This window comes from Nocardia sp. NPDC055165 (assembly GCF_053606985.1).
Genome location: NZ_JBSGSS010000005.1, coordinates 358,631 through 376,347, shown reverse-complemented (window position 1 = coordinate 376,347; position 17,717 = coordinate 358,631). Strand labels below are relative to the sequence as shown.

Below are 17,717 nucleotides of genomic sequence, written 5' to 3'. Positions count from 1 at the left end.
TTCGATGCCGTCGCGGCCCGACCGCACACGCAATTCAGCCTCTGCCGCATATCGAATCTACCTCCGGCCCGACCGCTGCGGAACAGCGTGCGCAATGGCGACGCATTTGCCTGGTTTTGGACACCGCTCCGTGTCCTGAGGCAGGGCGCGGCCGACGGCGACCGTGCCGAGTTCGCCATGTTCGGCCGACTCACCCTTTTCGGGTGAGCCGCACACGCCGCCGCTGTGTGACTCTCGCCATCGCGGCACTGTTCTGCGATCCAGCGAACCGGCCGAACCGCAGCTCTTCCGCACGACCCACTGTCCGGCATTCACACACAAGGAGAATCCGTTGAAACTCAGAAACAGCGTCTGTGGGATCGCCTCGATCGCGGTGGTCCTGCTGATGACCGCGGCGTGTAGCTCCGATGACGACTCCTCCGCACCGGCAGCCACCACGACCACCCAGACCACCCAGACCGACGCCATGCGCAGCAGCGTCGCCGCGACGGCATCCTCGATGATGAGCACGGTGCGCGACACCGCGGAGCAAGCGGTGCAGGACGCGATCAACACGGTCTTGGCCGCCGCACCGATCACCTTCGACGCGGGTAGTTCCGATCTCAGCACGGCTGCCGTCGCGACTCTCAAAGCGGTAGCCGTCCCGTTGCGGGGCAACGACACCGAGATCCAGATCACGACCTACGCCGAGGATTCGAATACCGCCTCGGCGAAATCCCTGGCCGAGGCGCGCGGTGACAACATCGCGGCCGCCCTCGAGAGCGACGGCATCGACAAGTCGCGCATCACGGTGAAGGCCGACGCGAATCCCTCCGACCCGGAGGTCGACGCGAACGAGGCCGCGATCACCGTGGTCGACAAATAGCGGGCTGCCGCCGACCTCCCAGACACCGCCGTGACCTGCACTGATGCCGGTCACGGCGGTGCGATGCCGGGGTGGTGCCCCCGGCCGGGTAATCTTTCGCCCCATGTGGATCATCCTTGCCATCTCCGTGGTCAGCTCGGTCGCCATCGCGATCTTGTTCGCGACGGGCTTCCCCAAGGACTGAGCATGTGCCGATAGCCCGGTGCGCGGCGGGCGTCGGCGATCCGTGCCGTTCTCGTCCTGATTCGTGGCGATCGGCCTAGAGTTGACTGATTGTGCGGGGCAATGTGGCGGGGGATGGTGGGCTTGCCTTCGCGGTGCGGCGACGTCGCAAGCCCGGGGCTTTCCGGGTGTATTGGACGCTGGCGCGGGCGGGATTCAAGCGGCAGGCCCAATACAAGCTGGCGATGTTCGCCGGGCTGTTCACCAACTGTGTGTTCGGGTTCGTTCGTGCGGCGGTGATGGTCGCGGCGGTGCGTGCCGCCGGTGATTTCGGCGGGTACGACGAGGGCACCATCGGGGCCTATGTGTGGTTGTCGCAGGCGTTACTGGGCGCCACTCAGTTCATGGGACCGCAGATCGACCTGGTCGACCGGATCAAGACCGGTGACGTCGCGATCGATTTCCTGCGTCCGATCGACGTGCAACTCGGCTACCTGGCCACCGACATGGGCCGCGCCGCCTGCACGATCCTGCCGCGCGGGGTACCGAGCATCGTCATCGGCGCCGCCACCTTCGGTTTGTCGATGCCGAGTACGCCGGTGGCCTATCTGCTCGGTCTGATCAGTGTGCTGCTCGCGGTGGCTCTGTCGTTTCTGTGCCTGTTCGCGGTGGCGCTGATCGGGTTCTGGGTGGTCGAGATCCGCGGCATCCGGGTGCTGTATCAGATCGTCGGAACGTTCCTGGCCGGGCTTTTCGTCCCGGTGCACATGTTCCCCGACTGGTTGCGTGTCGTCGCCATGTCTACGCCGTTTCCCTCCATCCTGCAGGCGCCGATCGATACGCTGTCAGGGCGCGCCGCCGGGTCGGATGCCTTGATCATCGTTGCGATACAAGGCTTCTGGGTGTTGGTGATCGGACTGCTCGGCAGGGTGTTGCTGCGGGCGGGACAACGCAGGCTGGAGGTACAGGGTGGCTGAACCGGATTCCGCGCGCGTTGTTGCCGGGACCTGGTTCACTCCCTATCTCGCAGTATTGCGTTCGCGTGTGAAAGCACAGCAGGTGTACCGCCTTTCGTTCGCCACCGAGGTGTTCAGTGCCTTCCTGATCGGGCTGGTGGAGTTCGCCGAGGTGTGGGTCATCTTCCACAACGTGAAGACCCTCGGCGGCCTCGATGTGGATGCCGCGCTGCTGCTGTTCGGGCTGTCCAACACCTCCTTCGCGCTGGCCCAGGTCGCGGTCGGGCATCTGGATTCCCTGCCCTCGATGATCAGGATGGGCACCCTCGACGCGTATCACCTTCGGCCACAACCGTTGCTGTTGCAGCTGGTGACCAGTGATATCTCGTTACGCAGACTCGCGCGGGCCGCGGTCGCGGTGATCGTGCTCGGGATCGGGCTGTGGCGCAACGATATCGACTGGGGCATCGCCCCGGTTACCTTGATCGTGATCACCCTGATCAGTGGAATCGCGCTGTTCTGTGGCCTTTTCGTATGCGCGGCCGGACTACAGTTCTTCTTGATCGACGGTGCCGAGCTCACCAACAGCTTCACCTACGGCGGTTCGTTCGCCGCGATGCAGCCGGCCTCGGTGTTCCCGACACCGCTGAAACTGTTGTTCGGGTTCGCGATTCCCGTCGCGTTCACGGCATACGTGCCGACGATCGCCCTGCTCGGTTTGCCGGGCCCACCACTGTTGCCCGCGTGGTCGGCGTGGCTGACGCCACTCGCCGCGGCGTGGGTGTGGCTGCTCGCATCGGCGGCATGGCGGATCGGTACGAGGCACTATCAGGGAGGAGGGGGATAACGATGGACGAGCACGAGCACCAGGATCCGATCATCGACATCGATGACCTCACCCGGCAATTCACCGTCTATCGCAAGAACGGCAGCCGCTGGCGCCGACATCGCGACACCATCACTGCCGTCGACCGGATGAGTTTCCGGATCGAACGCGGCTCGGCGGTCGGCTATATCGGCGCCAACGGCGCGGGCAAGTCGACGACCATCAAGATGCTCACCGGCATCCTGGTGCCGACCACCGGAACCGTGCGTACCTGCGGCCTCGAGCCGGTGCGTCAGCGTAAGGAGCTCGCCTCGCGCATCGGCGTCGTGTTCGGGCAGCGTTCGCAGCTGTGGTGGGACCTGCCGCTGCACGAATCGTTCGCGATCCTGGCCGCGATCCATCGCCTCGATCCCGATATCGCCGACAAGCGGACCCACGAACTGGTGGAACAGCTGGAAATGGCCGACACCCTCGACACCCCTGTCCGCCAGCTCTCGCTCGGTCAGCGCATGCGCGCGGAAGTTGCGGCCGCACTGTTGCATTCGCCCGAGCTGGTGATTCTCGACGAGCCGACGATCGGCCTGGACGTGCTGTCCAAACAACGATTACGGGAGTTCCTGCGCGCCGAACGGATCGAGCGCGGCACCACGCTGCTGCTCACCACCCACGATATGGGCGATATCGAACGACTCTGTGATCGGGTGCTCGTCGTCGATTACGGCAGGCTGGTGTACGACGGTTCACTGGCCGGGCTCGGCGCCACCGTCGGCGCGCGCCGGGTGCTGGTGGTCGACCTGGCCGCTCCCGCACCGGATCTCGATGATCTGCCGTGTGGGGCACAGTTGCTGTCCAGCGAGGCGGGCGGCATGCGCCAGCGCCTGGCGTTCGACGCCGAGAAGACCACTGCCGCGGCTTTACTGGCGGCGGTGTCGGACCGGGCGCAGGTGCGCGATCTGTCGATCGAGGAACCCGATATCGAGGACGTGGTCCGCCGGATCTACGAGTCGACCCGCTGAATTCAGCTCGGTCCGTCCGGGTTTCCCGAGTACATGCTCACCTCGCCGCCCTCCCCCAGGAAGGCGTTGACCAGCATGATCCGCTGCGCGCGCAGTTCCTCGTCGTCGGGGGCTCCGGTGGTGATCGAAATCTGCGGGATGGCAGCCCAGTTCACGACGTAGCGCTCGGGGGGGCCGTCGTCGTCGGACAGGCGCGCGAGCCGGAACACCGACACCGCACGGCGTTCCATGAGGCCGCGCACGACATCGGCGATGCGCTCTGGGTCCTCCAGGGCGAACAGGAACCCGAAGGTCAGCTCGGGCGATGAGACGTAAGCGGGCACAATTATCGAGGTTAGTGCATTCGGCGCCGAAATGATTGCCGGAAATGTGCCACCGCGGTTACCCGGGAGTGCTCGTGGGGAGACCCGGCCGTAATTTTGGATAACAATTTCTGCCGACCACCGGGTTTGTCCACCACACTATTGCGCGTCGGCGCCGAATCGCGCTTTCCTGAAAGGGTCCCGATTTCCCCCGGGCCGTCTTCTCTACCCGCAGCGTCGCGGACTCTTGTCGACGTCCGGGCGGGGCTACGCCGGTGCCGGGGAGTGCACCCCCACACCCATCCTCCTCGGCTCTGGCGTATCCATGCACAACAGTGTTATCAGGGGGCGTGCCCATGCCGATCGATCACGGCCACCGTTTGGATGCCGCACAGCTGCCGACTCCTTCAGCGCTGTTGCGGGCCTTTCTGGAAACCGACCACCCCGACCCGGCACCGCACCGGGTTCTCGACGCCGCCCGCGGGCTCGCGAGCTGCCACGATCGCCGGCGCAGAGTGCTGGAGCAGGCACGCGACCCCGCCGCCTCGAGCAGCACCGGGGCGGCGTGCGCGCGCCTGGTCGACGACATCGACAACGACCGGGGTGCGCTGATCGCCCGCATCGACGGCTGGGTCGCCGCCCATGTGGAACACCGCGACGGCGCCTCGCTGCACACCGAGACCCTCGGCGCGGTGATCGACCGGATGGCGGCGAAATGGATCGCCGCCCAGCAGGCCATCGCAGGACCGGCCCCAACGACGACGACACCACGGCAGCGGGAGGCTCGCACCCATCTGCAGTGGTGTCGTCTTGCCGAATTGACCGACGGCTACCGGGATCTGATCACCGATGTCACCGAACACCGCAGGCGGTTGCCGGTGTGGTGAATGGTCAGGCCTTGTCGCCCGGCTCGGCGAACACGGGCGCCGAATCGAGATCGCCGTCGGTCGCGGTGTCGAGGTCGACCGGGTCGGTCTCGACATCGCGCGCCTTCGCGAACTCCGCCTCGGCCCGGTCCTGCGCCGCGTCGCGACGAGCGGCAGCCGCGGCTTCTCGCATCTCGATCGCGTCGGTGACGAACTCACCGATCTCCCGAGCGACCTCGGCGACCGTTCCGGTGATCAGAGTCGCGATCTTGCCGACCCGCTGGGCACCGGAGGACGTCAGTTCCTGGACCAGATCTTTATTGCTTTCGAATTTGCCGACCATTTACACGCCCACTTCGGTTGCCTTCCGATTACGCATAACGATAACACCGGGCTTGGGCGCCCTCTTCACGAAACGATCGGGCAGCGCGAGCTGGAAGATCTTGCCCCAGACCGAACCGATCTGCTTGGAGAAACGACCGGTGTTGTAGGGCAGGCCGTACTTCTCGGCCAGCGCCTTCACCTCGGGCGCGATCTCCGGGTACCGGTTCGCCGGGATATCGGGGAACAGGTGGTGCTCGATCTGGTGCGACAGGTTGCCCGACATGATGTGGAACAGCCGCGAGCCGTTGATGTTGGCCGAGCCGAGCATCTGGCGCACGTACCACTCACCGCGGGTCTCGACCTCGGTCTCCTCCTTGGAGAACGTCTGCACGCCCGAGGGGAAGTGACCACAGAAGATGATCGAGTAGGTCCACACATTGCGCACCAGGTTCGCGGCCGCGTTGCCTGCCAGCGTGTGCAGGAACAGCGGGCCGGTGAGCGCCGGGAACATCACGTAGTCCTTGAGGACCTGCTTGCCCGCCTTCTTGCCCTGCCCCTTGAGCAGCGGCTTGAGGTCGGACCACTTGCGCTTGCCCTTGATGATGTTGTCGGCTTCGAGGTCGTGCAGCATCACGCCCCACTCGAAGAACGTCATCAGCAGGAAGGCGTAGAGCGGGTTGCCCAGGTAGTAGGGGTTCCACTTCTGCGCCTCGTCGATCCGCAGGATGCCGTAACCGATGTCGCGGTCCATGTCGACGATGTTGGTGTAGGTGTGGTGCATGTAGTTGTGCGAGTGCTTCCACTGGTCGGCCGGGCAGACCGTGTCCCAGTCGAATTCGCGGGAGTTGATGCCGCGCTCACGCATCCAGTCGTACTGGCCGTGCATGACGTTGTGGCCGATCTCCATGTTGTCGAGGATCTTCGACACACCGAGGGCGGCGACGCCGGCCAGCCAGAACGGCGGCAGGAAGCCCAGGTACATCAGGCCGCGGCCGGCGATCTCGAAGCCGCGCTGGGTCTTGATGATGTTGTAGATGTAGTCGCGGTCGCGTTCGCCGAGATCGTCGACGACGCGGGCGCGGATCGCGTCGAGCGCGGCGCCGAGTTCTTCGACCTGCTCCGGGCTCAGGATGACCGGACCGTCTTTGCCTTCGGTGAGGATCGTCATGGCTGTATCTCCCCTTGCTGGTATTTCGGTGTCGTTCTACAGTGCGATGTCGACGTCGCCGACAGCTGTGTTGATGCAGACCTGGATCTGCTTGTCGGGCTCGGCGTCGAGTTCGCCGGTGCGGATGTTGCGGGTGCAGCCGGAGACCTTGGTCGCGGTGCAGGAGAAGCAGATCCCCATGCGGCAGCCGTATTCCGGGGTCAGGCCGGACGCTTCGGCCTGCTCGAGCAGCGTTGCTCCGGTGTTGTCGGCGGCGACGTCGCTGCCGGAGAAGGTGACGGTGCCGGTGGCCTCCGACGGATCCGACGGGACCGTGGTGAGCGTGAATTCCTCACTGAGCACCCGGTCTTGCAGACCCTCGGCCTCGAAGATCGTGTGCACCGCGCGCATCAGCGGCGGCGGCCCGCATACGAAGGTCTGCGCGTCGGCGAACCAGGGTGCCACCCGCTCGAGCTCGTCGTAGTCGAAGAATCCACTGCCGGTGGAGGTTTCACCGTCGATCACCGTGCCCGGCTCGACCGGGTAGCGGTATTCGATGCGGAAGTTGGCGCGACGCTGCGCGATCGAGGACAGCTCGGCCCTATGCGGCACCATCTCGGGCTGACGGGCGTAGTGCAGGAAGGTGACCTGCCCGGTGTATCCCTCGGCGTCGAGGGTCCGCAACATCGACAGTACCGGCGTGATCCCGCTGCCACCGCTGACCAGCAGTACCTTGTCGGGCCGACGCTCGGGCAGGTGGAACACACCGGAGGCGGGCGCCAGGTCGACGACCATGCCCGGTTTCGCGTTGGCGTGCAGGTAGTTCGAGACGAGCCCGCCCGGGTGCGCCTTGACGGTGAGCTGCAGGTAGCGCTCGCCACGACTCTCCGGGTCGATCGGCGAGTAGCAGCGGGTGTGGCGCACGCCGTTGATCGAGACGCCGATCTGCACGTACTGACCGGCGGCGTGGCCGCGCCACTGCCGCGAGGCGCGCAGGGTGAGCGTCACCGAGCCGGGCACCGCGTGGGAGACATGAGTGACCTCGGCGCGCAGCTCCCGAGCGGTGAGCCCGGGGCGGACGAGCTCCAGGTACCGGTCCAGCGGGTGCGGCGTCGTCAACGTCTGCACCAGATCGATCAGTCCCACCATGTCGTGTTGCCCCTTATTGCGAAGTACGGAGAAGTCCTGCGACGTGCGCTTCAAATTTCAGTGCACGTCTGTACACTCACCAGTGTGCCCGATGACCCCGGGCCACTGTCAACCGGCAATAATGTGAGGCGGACAACATCATGACGAAGGCCGCTATGGTGAACGGATGTATGCTCACCGATGTGACTGAGCAGGCAGGAACCCGCAACGAGCGCAAAGCGCATACCCGGGCAGCCCTCCTCGACGGCACCCTGGCCTTGGCCTCGGAGCGCGGATTCGCGGCATTGAGCCTGCGTGAGATCGCCCGTTCGGCCGGCATCGTGCCCACCGCCTTCTACCGCCACTTCGCCTCGCTCGACGACCTCGGCGCGACCATTGTCGACGAGGGCGTCACCGCGCTGCGGCTGGCATTGCGCGAGGTCAGGCGGAAACCGGACGCGCATCTGGCCGATACGGTCCGCTTCGTCTTCGAGCAGGTTCGCGCCAGACGCGCCCTGTTCGGTTTCCTCATTCGCGAGCGTCACGGCGGGCCTGCTCCGCTGCGTCAGGCGATCGCGATGGAGATGCAGCTCATCGTGCGCGAGATCGTCGCCGATCTGTCGCGCCTGCGTGCACTGGATTCGTGGAGCACCACCGAGCTGGAGATCGCCGCGGATCTACTGGTCACCACCGTGACCGACGGTATCGCTGCGTTCGTCGCGTCCACCCCCCGTGAGGAATCGGCGATCGTGGAGCGCACCGTGATGCAGATGCGCCTGATCGCGTTGGGCATCGCGGGCTGGGTACCCAAAAACGCGGACTGAACTCAGAGTACGGGCGTACACACAATTCGAGGGGCGCCCCACCGGTGAGGTGTCACATATCGGCGGATACCGCGCGCGAGGGCGCACGCACCGGGAGCAGCACCAGCAGACCCGCCGCCAGCACGACCAGAAGTCCGGCGATGCCGGCGCGGTCGCTGTGGAAGGTCGAGACGAACACCCCGAACAGGGCGGGCGCCAGGAACGACACCGCCCGGCCGGTCGTGGTGTACAGACCGAACAGCTGACCCTCCCGTCCCGGCGGTGCCAGTCGCGCCAGGAACGAACGGGCCGAGGCCTGCGCGGGACCGACGAACACCGTGAGCGCGAGCCCGAAGATCCAGAACATCGTCGAGCCCGACACCATCAGCAGCGCGAGACCGCACCCGAGCATCCCGACCAGTGACGCCACGATCACCCGCTTGGGCCCGATCCGGTCGTCGAACCGCCCGGCCACGACCGCGGCCGCCCCCGCGACGACGTTCGCGGCGATCCCGAACAGCAGCACATCGGCGTCGGCGAACCCGTACACCGTCACCGCGAGCACCCCGCCGAAGGTGAACACGCCTGCCAAACCGTCGCGGAACACCGCGCTGGCCAGCAGGAAGTACACCGTGTGCCGATCCTGACCCCACAGCTCCCGCACGTCCCGGGCGAGCACCCGGTAGGAACCGAGGAAGCCGACCTTCGCGGCGCCGGGGTCGGCGCCGGTGCGCGGCATCTCGGGGACCGCGAACAGCACCGGCAGCGCGAACACCGTGAACCACACCGCCGCGAGCACGATGACGAGCCGGACATTGAGGCCCTGATCGGTGGGCATCGCGAGCAGTCCGCGGGTGTCGCCGTCCCCGGCCAGGAACCCCGCGTAGCAGATCAGCAGCAGCACGATGCCACCGAAATAGCCCATCGCCCAGCCGAATCCGGAGACCCGCCCCACCGTGGCAGGTGTCGACACCTGCCGCATCATCGCGTTGTAGGGAACGCCGGCGAGTTCGAAGGTGGCCGAGGCGAACGCGAGCAGTGCCAGGCCGAGCCAGAGATCGTGATAGTCGTCGCGGACGAAGAACATCAGCGACATCGCGCCGACCGTGAGCGCCGTCAAGGTCGCCAAGGCCCGTTTACGGGAACCGACCGCGTCGAAGTACTGCCCACAGACCGGCGCGGTCAGCGCGACGATCAGCCCCGCTCCCGCCAGCGCCCAGCCCAGCCACGCACTCGCCGGGGTCGACCCCGGCAGATCATCGCCCACCTTGTCGGTGAGATACACCGCGAAGACGAAGGTCAGCGTCACGGCCTGGAACGCCGACGATCCCCAGTCCCAGAGTCCCCACGCCAGCACCTGCCCGCGTCCGGCCGCCTCGCCGACGGTTTCGGCCGCGTTCACCTCGGTCATAAGCCGAAGAGTAACGGCGAACCGGCACCCACGCCGTCTATTACATCCGCGCCGTCAGTTCATATGAACCTGGTTGCATAGTACCCAGCGTTCCGGATACTCTCGTGCCATGGCACTGGAGCACGCGCTACTGGTCTCGCTCACCGAGCGGGCCGGGTCGGGGTATGAGCTCGCTCGCCGATTCGACAAGTCGATCGGCTACTTCTGGAGTGCCACCCACCAGCAGATCTACCGGGTGCTCAAGCGGATGGAGTCCTCCGGCTGGGTCACCGTCGAATCGGTGAACCAGCAGGGCAAACCTGACAAGAAGGTGTACTCGGTGGCTCCGGCCGGTCAGGCCGAGATCGCCCGCTGGCTCGCCGAGCCCACCGATGCCACCCCCGCCCGCGACGAACTGGGCGTGAAGATCCGCGCCGCCGCGTACGGCGACATCGATGCCGTCTGCGCCGAGGTGGAGCGCCATCGCGGCCAGCACGCCCAGCGCCTCGACGAGTACCGCCTCAGCGAAAAGAAATTCTTCCCGGTGCCGGACCAGCTCTCCGGCACCGCTCTGCACCAGTATCTGGTGCTTCGCGCGGGCATCCGCGCGGAGACCGGCTACCTCGAATGGTGCGACGAAGTACTGCAGGCCCTGCGACCGCGAAAAGGTGACGACCGCCCATGACTGCCTATCCCCATCTGTTCGAGCCACTCGACCTCGGCCACACCACGCTGCGCAACCGCGTGGTCATGGGCTCCATGCATACCGGTCTCGAGGACCGTGCCTGGGACACCAACAAACTGGCCGCCTACTTCGCCGAGCGTGCCCGCGGCGGTGTCGGCCTGATCATCACCGGCGGCTACGCCCCCAACCGCACCGGCTGGTTGCTGCCGCTCGGCGGCAAGCTCACCAACAAGACCGAGGCATATCGGCATCGCACGATCACCAAGGCGGTGCACGCCGAGGGCGGCAAGATCGCCATCCAGATCCTGCACGCGGGGCGCTATTCCTACATGCCGACCAGCGTTTCGGCATCGGCGATCAAGTCCGCGATCAACCCGTTCAAGCCGCGGGCGCTGTCGTCGAAGGGCGTGGAGCGCACCATCGACGATTACGCGCGCTGCGCGGGCCTGGCCAAGTTCGCGGGGTACGACGGCTGCGAGATCATGGGCGGTGAGGGCTATTTCCTCAACCAGTTCCTCGCACCGCGGGTGAACAAGCGCACCGACAAATGGGGAGGCACCCCGGAGAACCGGCGTCGGCTGCCCGTCGAGATCGCCCGCCGCATCCGCGCCGAGGTGGGCCCCGATTTCATCATCGTGTTCCGGTTGTCGATGGCCGAGCTCGTGGAGAAGGGCCAGACCTTCGACGAAATCGTCGCCCTGGCACAGGAATTGGAGGCTGTCGGCGTCGACATCCTCAACACCGACATCGGCTGGCACGAGGCGCGGGTGCCCACCATCGTCACCTCGGTGCCGCGCGCGGCGTTCGTGGAGTTCACCGCCAAGATCGCGCGCAAGGTGAACATCCCGGTCTGCGCCTCGAACCGGATCAACATGCCCGAGATCGCCGAGGAGATCCTGACCCGCGGTGACGCGGCGCTGATCTCCATGGCCCGCCCGCTGCTGGCCGACGCCGAATGGGCCAACAAGGCCGAGCAGGATCGGGCCGACGAGATCAACACCTGCATCGCCTGCAACCAGGCCTGCCTCGACCACGCCTTCGGCAACAAGAAGGTGTCGTGCCTGGTCAACCCGCGTGCGGGCAGCGAGACCACGTTGAACTTGCTACCGACTCGGCGCGCCAAGCGAATCGCCGTCGTCGGCGCGGGCCCGGCCGGGCTGTCGGCCGCGGTGAGTCTGGCCGAGCGCGGCCACCGCGTCGACCTGTTCGAATCCGACGACAAGATCGGTGGCCAGTTCGACATCGCCCGCCGCATCCCCGGCAAGGAGGAGTTCGACGAGTCGATCCGCTACTTCCGCCGCAAGATCGACGTCACCGGCGTCACCCTGCATCTCCAAAAGCGGGTCACGGCTGAGGAATTGATCGCGGGCAAGTACGACTCGGTGATCCTGGCGACCGGTGTGCGTCCGCGCATCCCCAACATCCCCGGGATCGATCACCCGATGGTGCTCTCCTACGCCGAACTGGTGAAGGAGGAGAAGCCGGTCGGCAAGAAGGTCGCCGTGATCGGCGCGGGCGGCATCGGCTACGACGTGAGCGAATACCTCACCGTCGAAGGACATCCCACGCTCAAGCTCGACGAGTGGAAAGAGGAGTGGGGCGTCGATTCCGAGAACGAGCAGGCGCCCGGCCAGCTCAAGGAGCCCAAGCCCTCCCCCGCGGCGCGCGACGTGGTGCTGTTGCAGCGCAAGTCGACCCCGTTCGGCAAGGACCTCGGCAAGACCTCCGGGTGGGTGCACCGCGCGGCCCTCAAGGCCAAGGGTGTCGAGCAGGTCGGCGGCGTGAACTACGACCGCATCGACGACGCGGGCCTGCACATCAGCTTCGGCGAGAAGCACGAGAACCCGCGCGTGATCGAGGTCGACAACGTGATCGTCTGCGCCGGACAGGAATCCGTGCGCGAACTCGAAGAGCCGCTGCGCGCCGCGGGTGTCGACCTGCACCTCATCGGCGGCGCCGACCTGGCCGCCGAACTGGATGCCAAGCGCGCGATCAACCAGGGCACCCGCCTGGCGGCTGCGTTGTAGGAGCGCTGGCGCGCTCGAGCGCGGCCCCTGAGGGCCGCGAGTTAGCCACCGTTGCTGGCGGCTGCGCCGCGGACGCAACGACGGCTAACTCGCGGCCGGGCCGCTACGCCGCTGCGCGGCGGACCCTCCTCGGGGTCGGGTCGTGGGGGTTGGGGGTTGGGGGTGCGGTCATGGCGGCTGACTTCGTTTTGCAGGCCGTGTAGTGGGGGTCAGCAGCCTTCCGGCACAGTAGGATTCGACGGGTGGCGATCCCTAATCAGCCGATCGGCGAAACGGTCGAGCACCCGCAGGCTAACCTGATCCTTGTGCTCGGGCTGCTCAGCCCGTTCTGCTGTGGGATCTTCGGGCCGATCGCGTGGGTGCTCGGCAAGCGGGCACTCAACGACATCGACGCGTCCTACGGTGCGCTCAGCGGCCGGTCTCAGGTGTTGATCGGCTATATCGCGGGCATCTTCGGCACCATCTGCATGCTGCTGTTCGCGATGCTGTACCTGGCCGGGTCCTGCAACGGGAACTTCTGAGGCTCAGTCCAGGCTCGGGCGCACGCCGGGCGCGTCCCAGGCGGGCCATTCGCCGCTGACGCTGCCGGTCCAGTTCGGCGGGCGGCGCTCCTTGAACGCCACCATCGCCTCGCCACCGTCGACACTCTTGGCAACCTGCGCGTTGAGCTCGGATTCGAGCTGCCCGACCACCGCGGGCGTCATGCCGAGGCTCTCCCAGATGAGCCGCTTGGTGAGCGCGACCGGCAGGGGAGCGGTCCCGGTGGCGATGTCGTGGGCCACCGCCATCGCGGTCATGAGCACCTCGTCGGCGGGCAGTGCGGCATTGGCCAGTCCGAGTGACTTGGCTTCGTCACCGTCGAAGGTGCGCCCGGTGAGCATGATGTCGGCGGCGTTGGCCAGGCCGGCCAGGCGCGGCACCGTCCAGTGCGCGAACCCGTCGGCGAGCACCCCGCGACGCACCTGGTTCAGCCCGTATACCGCGTCGCGAGCGAAATAGCGCAGGTCGCACTGCAGTGCGAGCGCCAGCCCGATACCGACCGCATGCCCGTTCACCGCGGCGATCACCGGTTTACGGACCTGCCAGGGGGGCGGATCGAGCGTGGCGCTCACGTCGCCACCGCGCGCGGCCAGGTCGGCGCCGGCGCAGAACGCAGGCGGGGTGCCGGTGATCACGACGGCGCGGATCGCGTCCTCGGTATCGCACCGGCGAAGGGCGGCGCTCAGCTCGGCCGCCATCGTCGGGGTGACGGCGTTCTGCTTGGCTGGCCGGTTGAGCGTCAGTAGCGCGACGCCGCCTTCGACATCGACGAGCAATTCCGAACTCATGGGATGGAATCGTACTAGCGACCGGCCAGCAAGTGTCTGCCGATCGCGTACTTGTGCACTTCCGTCGGCCCATCGTAAAGACGGAACGCGCGCATGTCCCGGAACAACATCTCCACCACCGTCTCGTCGCTGATCCCGATCCCGCCGAGCACCTGCACACAGCGATCGGTGACCTTGAACAGCTCCTCGGACACATACGACTTGGCCATCGACGATTCGTGTCTGGCCTGCTGTCCCTGATCCATCAGCCAGCAGGCGTGCCAAATCGTCAGCCTGCACTGGTGCAGCGCCACCTCGTTGTCGGCGAGCATGAACGACACGCCCTCGTGTTCGCCGATCGGCTTGCCGAACGCGGTGCGCGTACGCGCGTAGTCCAGCGCGATGGACTGGGCGCGGGCCGCCGCGCCGAGCCAGCGCATGCAGTGTGTGAGCCGAGCGGGGGCGAGCCGTAATTGCGCGTACCGCAGGGCTTGTCCGGTGCGACCGAGCACGGCCGTCGGCGGCAGTGTGAGATTGTCGAACCGGACGACCGCGTGCCCGCCGACGTAGTTGCGGTCCATCGTGTTCATGATCCGCTCGATCACGATGCCCGGCGCGTCACCGTCGGCGAGGAACAGGGTCGGCCCGGCGGGCAGGTGGGGGTTCTCGGCGAGCAGGGCCATGATGATCCAGGTCTTGGCGCCGTCGGCGCCGGTGATCAGCCACTTGAGGCCGTTGATCACGAAGTTCTCGCCGTCGAACACCGCCTCCGTGCTGAGCTGCCCGGGGTCCGACCCGGCCCCGCCGGGCTCGGTCATCGCGAACACCGAGCGCTGTTCACCACGAATCACCGGCATCAGATACTGGTCGACCTGCTCCGGGTCGGCGACCTTGCCGAGCAGGAACATGTTCCCCTCGTCGGGCGCGGCGCAGTTCATGGCGACCGGTCCGAGCGTGGACCACCCCGCCGCCTCGTACACCAGCGCCTGCTCGACGTGGCTGAGTCCGAGCCCGCCGTATTCCACCGGCGCCTGCACGGTCAGCAGCTTCTCGGCGCGGGCCAGTTCGACGAGTTCGGCCCGCAGGTCGTCGTTGGGGCCGTGCGCGGTGAGCCGGGGATCGCGCTCGAACGGCACGATCTGCTCGACGACGAAGGCGCGAACCCGATCTCGCAGTGCGGCCAGATCATCCGGAACGGTGAAGTCGATCATGCTGGCCATTCTGCGCGCCGACCTCCGTGGTTCGCGGCCGTTCGGGCATCGGAGCGGGATCCGGCGCGGGTTCAGCGCGCGTGCGCGAGTTGCCGATTGCGATGTCCGACGACCCGGCACACCAGGTAGATGCCGAACGAGATCGCGGTGACGAAGGTCGACACCGGAACACCGGGGGCGAGCGACAGCAGCAGCCCGCCGACCGCGGCGACCTCGGCGAAGATCACCGACAGTACGGTCGCCCGCATCGGGCTCGAGGTCACCTGCGCGGCCGCGGCGGCCGGGGTGATCAGCAAGGCGAGCACCAGCAGTGCGCCGACGATCTGCACGCCGAACGCGGCGGTGATGCCGAGCAGTACCGCGAACACCACCGACAGCGCCCGCACCGGCACCCCGCGCGCGATCGCGACCTCGGGATCGGAGCTGGCGAACAACAGCGGCCGATACACCACGGCCAGCACGGCGAGCACGCCCGCGGTGCAGGTGACCAGCAGTGCGAGCCCGTCGTAGCCGACCCCGGCGACCTGCCCGGTGAGCAGGGAGAACTTCGACCCGGCCCGCTCCGGCGCCAGCCACAGGAACAGCACCGACAACCCGAGCCCGAACGACAGCACCACCGCGATCACCGAATCACGTTCGCGCGCACGAGAACCCAGCCACCCGAACAGCACGGCCGCGACCACCGAACCGGCGATCGCCCCGAATCCGACCCCGACCCCGACGAGCAGCGCCGCCGACGCGCCGGTGAGCGAGAGCTCGCTGGTGCCGTGCACGGCGAACGACATCTGCCGGGCGACGATCAGCGGTCCGATCAAGCCGGCCAGCAACCCGAGCAGGGCACTCGCCAACAGCGCCTGCTGCACGAAGTCGTAACCCAGCAGGTTCGCGGTGGTGGTGAAGTCGAACATCTGCTGGAACACCTTGGTGAGCTTTTCCATCAGGCGGTACCGCCGAGGGCGTCCATATCGTCGCCGGTTCCGACGACCACCAGGCGGCCGCGTACCCGCAGCACCTCGACCTCGGTGCGGTAGAGCTCCGACAGCGTCTGCGAGGTCATCACCTCATCGGGCGTACCGATCCGGAAGCCACCGTCCACCAGGTACAGCACCCGGTCCACCAGCGGCAGGATCGGGTTGATCTCGTGGGTCACGAACAGCACCGCGGTGTCGTGTTCGCGGCGGCGCCGGTCGACCAGCTCGGCGACCAGGCGCTGGTTCGCCATATCCAGGCTCAGCAGCGGTTCGTCGCACAGCAGTACCGACGGGTCGCCGACGAGGGCCTGCGCGACCCGCAACCGCTGCTGCTCCCCACCGGACATCGTCTCCAGCGACGCGTGCGCGAACGACCCGGCGCCCACCGCGGCGATGGCGCGCTCGACCTTCGCTGCCCGGCTGCGGCGACCGCGCCATCCGAGCCCCCACCGATGCCCGTCCACGCCGAGGCCGACCAGGTCGACGCCGCGCAGCTGCACGCCCGCGTCGATGGTCTTCTGCTGCGGGATGTAGCCGATGCCCGGATTGCCCACCCCGGCTCGCCTGCCTGCGATCTCTGCGCTGCCCGAGCTCAGGTCGAGGGTGCCGAGCAGGGCGCGCAGCAGCGAGGTCTTGCCCGAGCCGTTGGGTCCGAGGACGGCGATGAACTCACCCGGCCGCACGTCGAGGTCGAGGTCGCGCCAGAGGGTGCGGTCGCCGAAGGCCATGGTGGCCCCGCGCAGCCGGATCGCCGCGTCGGCGGTCTCGATGTCCGGTGCGGCGGTGGTGTCCGACAGTGCGGTTGCCTCGGTCATGGGGGTCCTCAGCGCAGGGCCGCGGCGAGCGCCTTGGCGTTGGCGGTCTGCCACTGGATGTAATCCATTCCGGCAGGCAGGGTTTCGGTGACCTCGACCACGGCGATGCCCGCGGACTGCGCGGTGGCCCGCAGGTCCTGGGTGATCTTGTCCTCGGTCTGAGTGTTGTAGATCAGTGCCTTGACCTGCTTGGCGGTGATCAGGTCGCGGGTGGCGGCGACGGCGGCCGGGGCCGGGTCGGTCTCCTGCTCGATCGCTTCCTGGAACTCGTGCGGGGTCTTGTCCTGCGCGGTCGCGGCCGTGAGCAGGTAGTGCGCGAGCGGCTCGGACTGGGCGACCGGCGCGTTCGGTGTCTGGGTGGCGATGGTGCCGGTGATGGTGCTGACGCCGATCAGCTGATTCTTGAAGGCGACCGCGCGCTCGGTGTAGGCATCGGCGTGCGCGGCGTCGACCTGGCCGAGCTGGGCCGCGATCCGATCGGCGACGGCGGCGACGGTGCTCACGTCGTACCAGACGTGCTCGTTGTCGTCGTTCTTGTCCGCGCGCTGCTCGAACGCGTCGACGGTCCGCTTGTCCTTGCCCGAGATGGCCTTCTCGATGAACTCGTCGTAGTGCCCACCGTTGAACACGACGAGATCCGCGTCACTGATCTTGGCGGTGTCGGTGGCCGAGGTCTCGAACGAATGCGGATCGGCGGCGGGGTCGCTGATGATCGAGGTCACCTGGGCATCCGGCCCGGCAACGGCAGAGGCCACCGAACCCCACACATTGGTGGAGGCGACGATCTGGGGGGTATCGGAATCGCTGGAGCTGGTACCGCAGGCGCTGAGGACGACCACGGCCGCCACCCCCGCCGTGAGACCGGCGAACAAGCGGGCGAATCGAGGGTTCACGCGGCACTCCTGGCGAGCAAGCT

At 67.1% G+C, this 17,717-nt stretch carries 19 protein-coding genes; 9 read left to right on the top strand and 10 right to left on the bottom strand.

Going from position 1 to position 17,717, the window contains the following annotated elements; genetic code table 11:
• The first annotated feature begins 331 nt into the window (after positions 1–331).
• The 4 genes from ACWFRF_RS13735 (at position 332) to ACWFRF_RS13720 (ending at position 3,825) form a co-directional block, all read left to right on the top strand.
• On the top strand, positions 332–865 hold the full coding sequence (locus tag ACWFRF_RS13735; RefSeq protein ID WP_378995521.1) for an OmpA family protein: 534 nt from the start codon (positions 332–334) through the stop codon (positions 863–865).
• A 275-nt stretch (positions 866–1,140) separates the two neighbouring features.
• Positions 1,141–2,004 (top strand): ABC transporter permease, encoded by an 864-nt coding sequence (locus ACWFRF_RS13730; protein ID WP_378995519.1) that lies wholly within the window; start codon positions 1,141–1,143, stop codon positions 2,002–2,004.
• Positions 1,997–2,830, top strand: coding sequence for an ABC transporter permease (locus ACWFRF_RS13725; protein WP_266298325.1), 834 nt, complete (start codon positions 1,997–1,999; stop codon positions 2,828–2,830). The genes ACWFRF_RS13730 and ACWFRF_RS13725 overlap by 8 nt, the downstream gene beginning before the upstream one ends.
• Positions 2,831–2,832: 2 nt before the next feature.
• On the top strand, positions 2,833–3,825 hold the full coding sequence (locus ACWFRF_RS13720) for an ABC transporter ATP-binding protein (protein ID WP_378995517.1): 993 nt from the start codon (positions 2,833–2,835) through the stop codon (positions 3,823–3,825).
• A gap of 2 nt (positions 3,826–3,827) precedes the next feature.
• Here ACWFRF_RS13720 and ACWFRF_RS13715 read toward each other — a convergent pair whose 3' ends face one another.
• The gene (locus ACWFRF_RS13715; RefSeq protein ID WP_378629895.1) at positions 3,828–4,148 is read right to left on the bottom strand and encodes a hypothetical protein; all 321 of its coding nucleotides are present in this window, start codon (positions 4,146–4,148) and stop codon (positions 3,828–3,830) included.
• Positions 4,149–4,483: 335 nt separating this feature from the next.
• Here ACWFRF_RS13715 and ACWFRF_RS13710 point away from each other — a divergent pair, with 335 nt between their 5' ends.
• The gene (locus ACWFRF_RS13710; RefSeq protein ID WP_378995515.1) at positions 4,484–5,014 is read left to right on the top strand and encodes a DUF4254 domain-containing protein; all 531 of its coding nucleotides are present in this window, start codon (positions 4,484–4,486) and stop codon (positions 5,012–5,014) included.
• A 4-nt stretch (positions 5,015–5,018) separates the two neighbouring features.
• Here the strand turns inward: ACWFRF_RS13710 and ACWFRF_RS13705 are convergent, their stop codons facing one another.
• Genes ACWFRF_RS13705 through ACWFRF_RS13695 form a run of 3 tightly spaced genes read right to left on the bottom strand, consistent with a single transcriptional unit; the run spans position 5,019 to position 7,613 of the window.
• Positions 5,019–5,336: a hypothetical protein gene (locus ACWFRF_RS13705; RefSeq protein WP_378995513.1), complete on the bottom strand. Its 318-nt coding sequence runs from the start codon at positions 5,334–5,336 to the stop codon at positions 5,019–5,021.
• Complete coding sequence (locus ACWFRF_RS13700; protein WP_379312841.1) at positions 5,337–6,485, bottom strand: fatty acid desaturase family protein; 1,149 nt, start codon at positions 6,483–6,485, stop codon at positions 5,337–5,339. It lies immediately after the preceding gene.
• Between the two features lie 36 nt (positions 6,486–6,521).
• Positions 6,522–7,613, bottom strand: coding sequence for a ferredoxin reductase (locus ACWFRF_RS13695; RefSeq protein ID WP_378995509.1), 1,092 nt, complete (start codon positions 7,611–7,613; stop codon positions 6,522–6,524).
• Positions 7,614–7,768: 155 nt separating this feature from the next.
• Here ACWFRF_RS13695 and ACWFRF_RS13690 point away from each other — a divergent pair, with 155 nt between their 5' ends.
• Entirely contained in the window at positions 7,769–8,416 is a 648-nt protein-coding gene (locus ACWFRF_RS13690; protein WP_379312844.1) for a TetR family transcriptional regulator, read from the top strand.
• Positions 8,417–8,468: 52 nt separating this feature from the next.
• Here ACWFRF_RS13690 and ACWFRF_RS13685 read toward each other — a convergent pair whose 3' ends face one another.
• Positions 8,469–9,806: an MFS transporter gene (locus ACWFRF_RS13685; protein ID WP_379312839.1), complete on the bottom strand. Its 1,338-nt coding sequence runs from the start codon at positions 9,804–9,806 to the stop codon at positions 8,469–8,471.
• Positions 9,807–9,915: 109 nt separating this feature from the next.
• On the opposite strand from ACWFRF_RS13685, the gene ACWFRF_RS13680 reads away from it, so the two are divergent.
• From ACWFRF_RS13680 to ACWFRF_RS13670, 3 genes are all read left to right on the top strand, one after another.
• Positions 9,916–10,470, top strand: a complete 555-nt coding sequence (locus ACWFRF_RS13680; RefSeq protein ID WP_379312838.1) for a PadR family transcriptional regulator — start codon at positions 9,916–9,918, stop codon at positions 10,468–10,470.
• Positions 10,467–12,497, top strand: coding sequence for an FAD-dependent oxidoreductase (locus ACWFRF_RS13675; protein WP_452450177.1), 2,031 nt, complete (start codon positions 10,467–10,469; stop codon positions 12,495–12,497). The genes ACWFRF_RS13680 and ACWFRF_RS13675 overlap by 4 nt, the downstream gene beginning before the upstream one ends.
• 242 nt (positions 12,498–12,739) lie before the next feature.
• Complete coding sequence (locus ACWFRF_RS13670) at positions 12,740–13,018, top strand: DUF4190 domain-containing protein (RefSeq protein WP_378990714.1); 279 nt, start codon at positions 12,740–12,742, stop codon at positions 13,016–13,018.
• 3 nt (positions 13,019–13,021) lie between these two features.
• Here ACWFRF_RS13670 and ACWFRF_RS13665 read toward each other — a convergent pair whose 3' ends face one another.
• The 5 genes from ACWFRF_RS13665 to ACWFRF_RS13645 all read right to left on the bottom strand — a co-directional run bounded on the left by ACWFRF_RS13665 (position 13,022) and on the right by ACWFRF_RS13645 (position 17,694).
• Positions 13,022–13,825 carry an enoyl-CoA hydratase/isomerase family protein gene (locus tag ACWFRF_RS13665; RefSeq protein ID WP_378631577.1) on the bottom strand — a complete coding sequence of 268 codons (804 nt, stop codon included), beginning with the start codon at positions 13,823–13,825 and terminating at the stop codon, positions 13,022–13,024.
• Between the two features lie 14 nt (positions 13,826–13,839).
• Positions 13,840–15,015 (bottom strand): acyl-CoA dehydrogenase family protein, encoded by a 1,176-nt coding sequence (locus tag ACWFRF_RS13660; protein ID WP_378631579.1) that lies wholly within the window; start codon positions 15,013–15,015, stop codon positions 13,840–13,842.
• 71 nt (positions 15,016–15,086) lie between these two features.
• Complete coding sequence (locus ACWFRF_RS13655) at positions 15,087–15,953, bottom strand: metal ABC transporter permease (protein WP_378990712.1); 867 nt, start codon at positions 15,951–15,953, stop codon at positions 15,087–15,089.
• Positions 15,953–16,714 (bottom strand): metal ABC transporter ATP-binding protein, encoded by a 762-nt coding sequence (locus tag ACWFRF_RS13650; protein WP_378990808.1) that lies wholly within the window; start codon positions 16,712–16,714, stop codon positions 15,953–15,955. Before ACWFRF_RS13650 ends, ACWFRF_RS13655 begins: the two co-directional genes overlap by 1 nt.
• Before the next feature lie 95 nt (positions 16,715–16,809).
• Positions 16,810–17,694: a metal ABC transporter solute-binding protein, Zn/Mn family gene (locus tag ACWFRF_RS13645; RefSeq protein WP_452450174.1), complete on the bottom strand. Its 885-nt coding sequence runs from the start codon at positions 17,692–17,694 to the stop codon at positions 16,810–16,812.
• Positions 17,695–17,717: the final 23 nt, after the last annotated feature.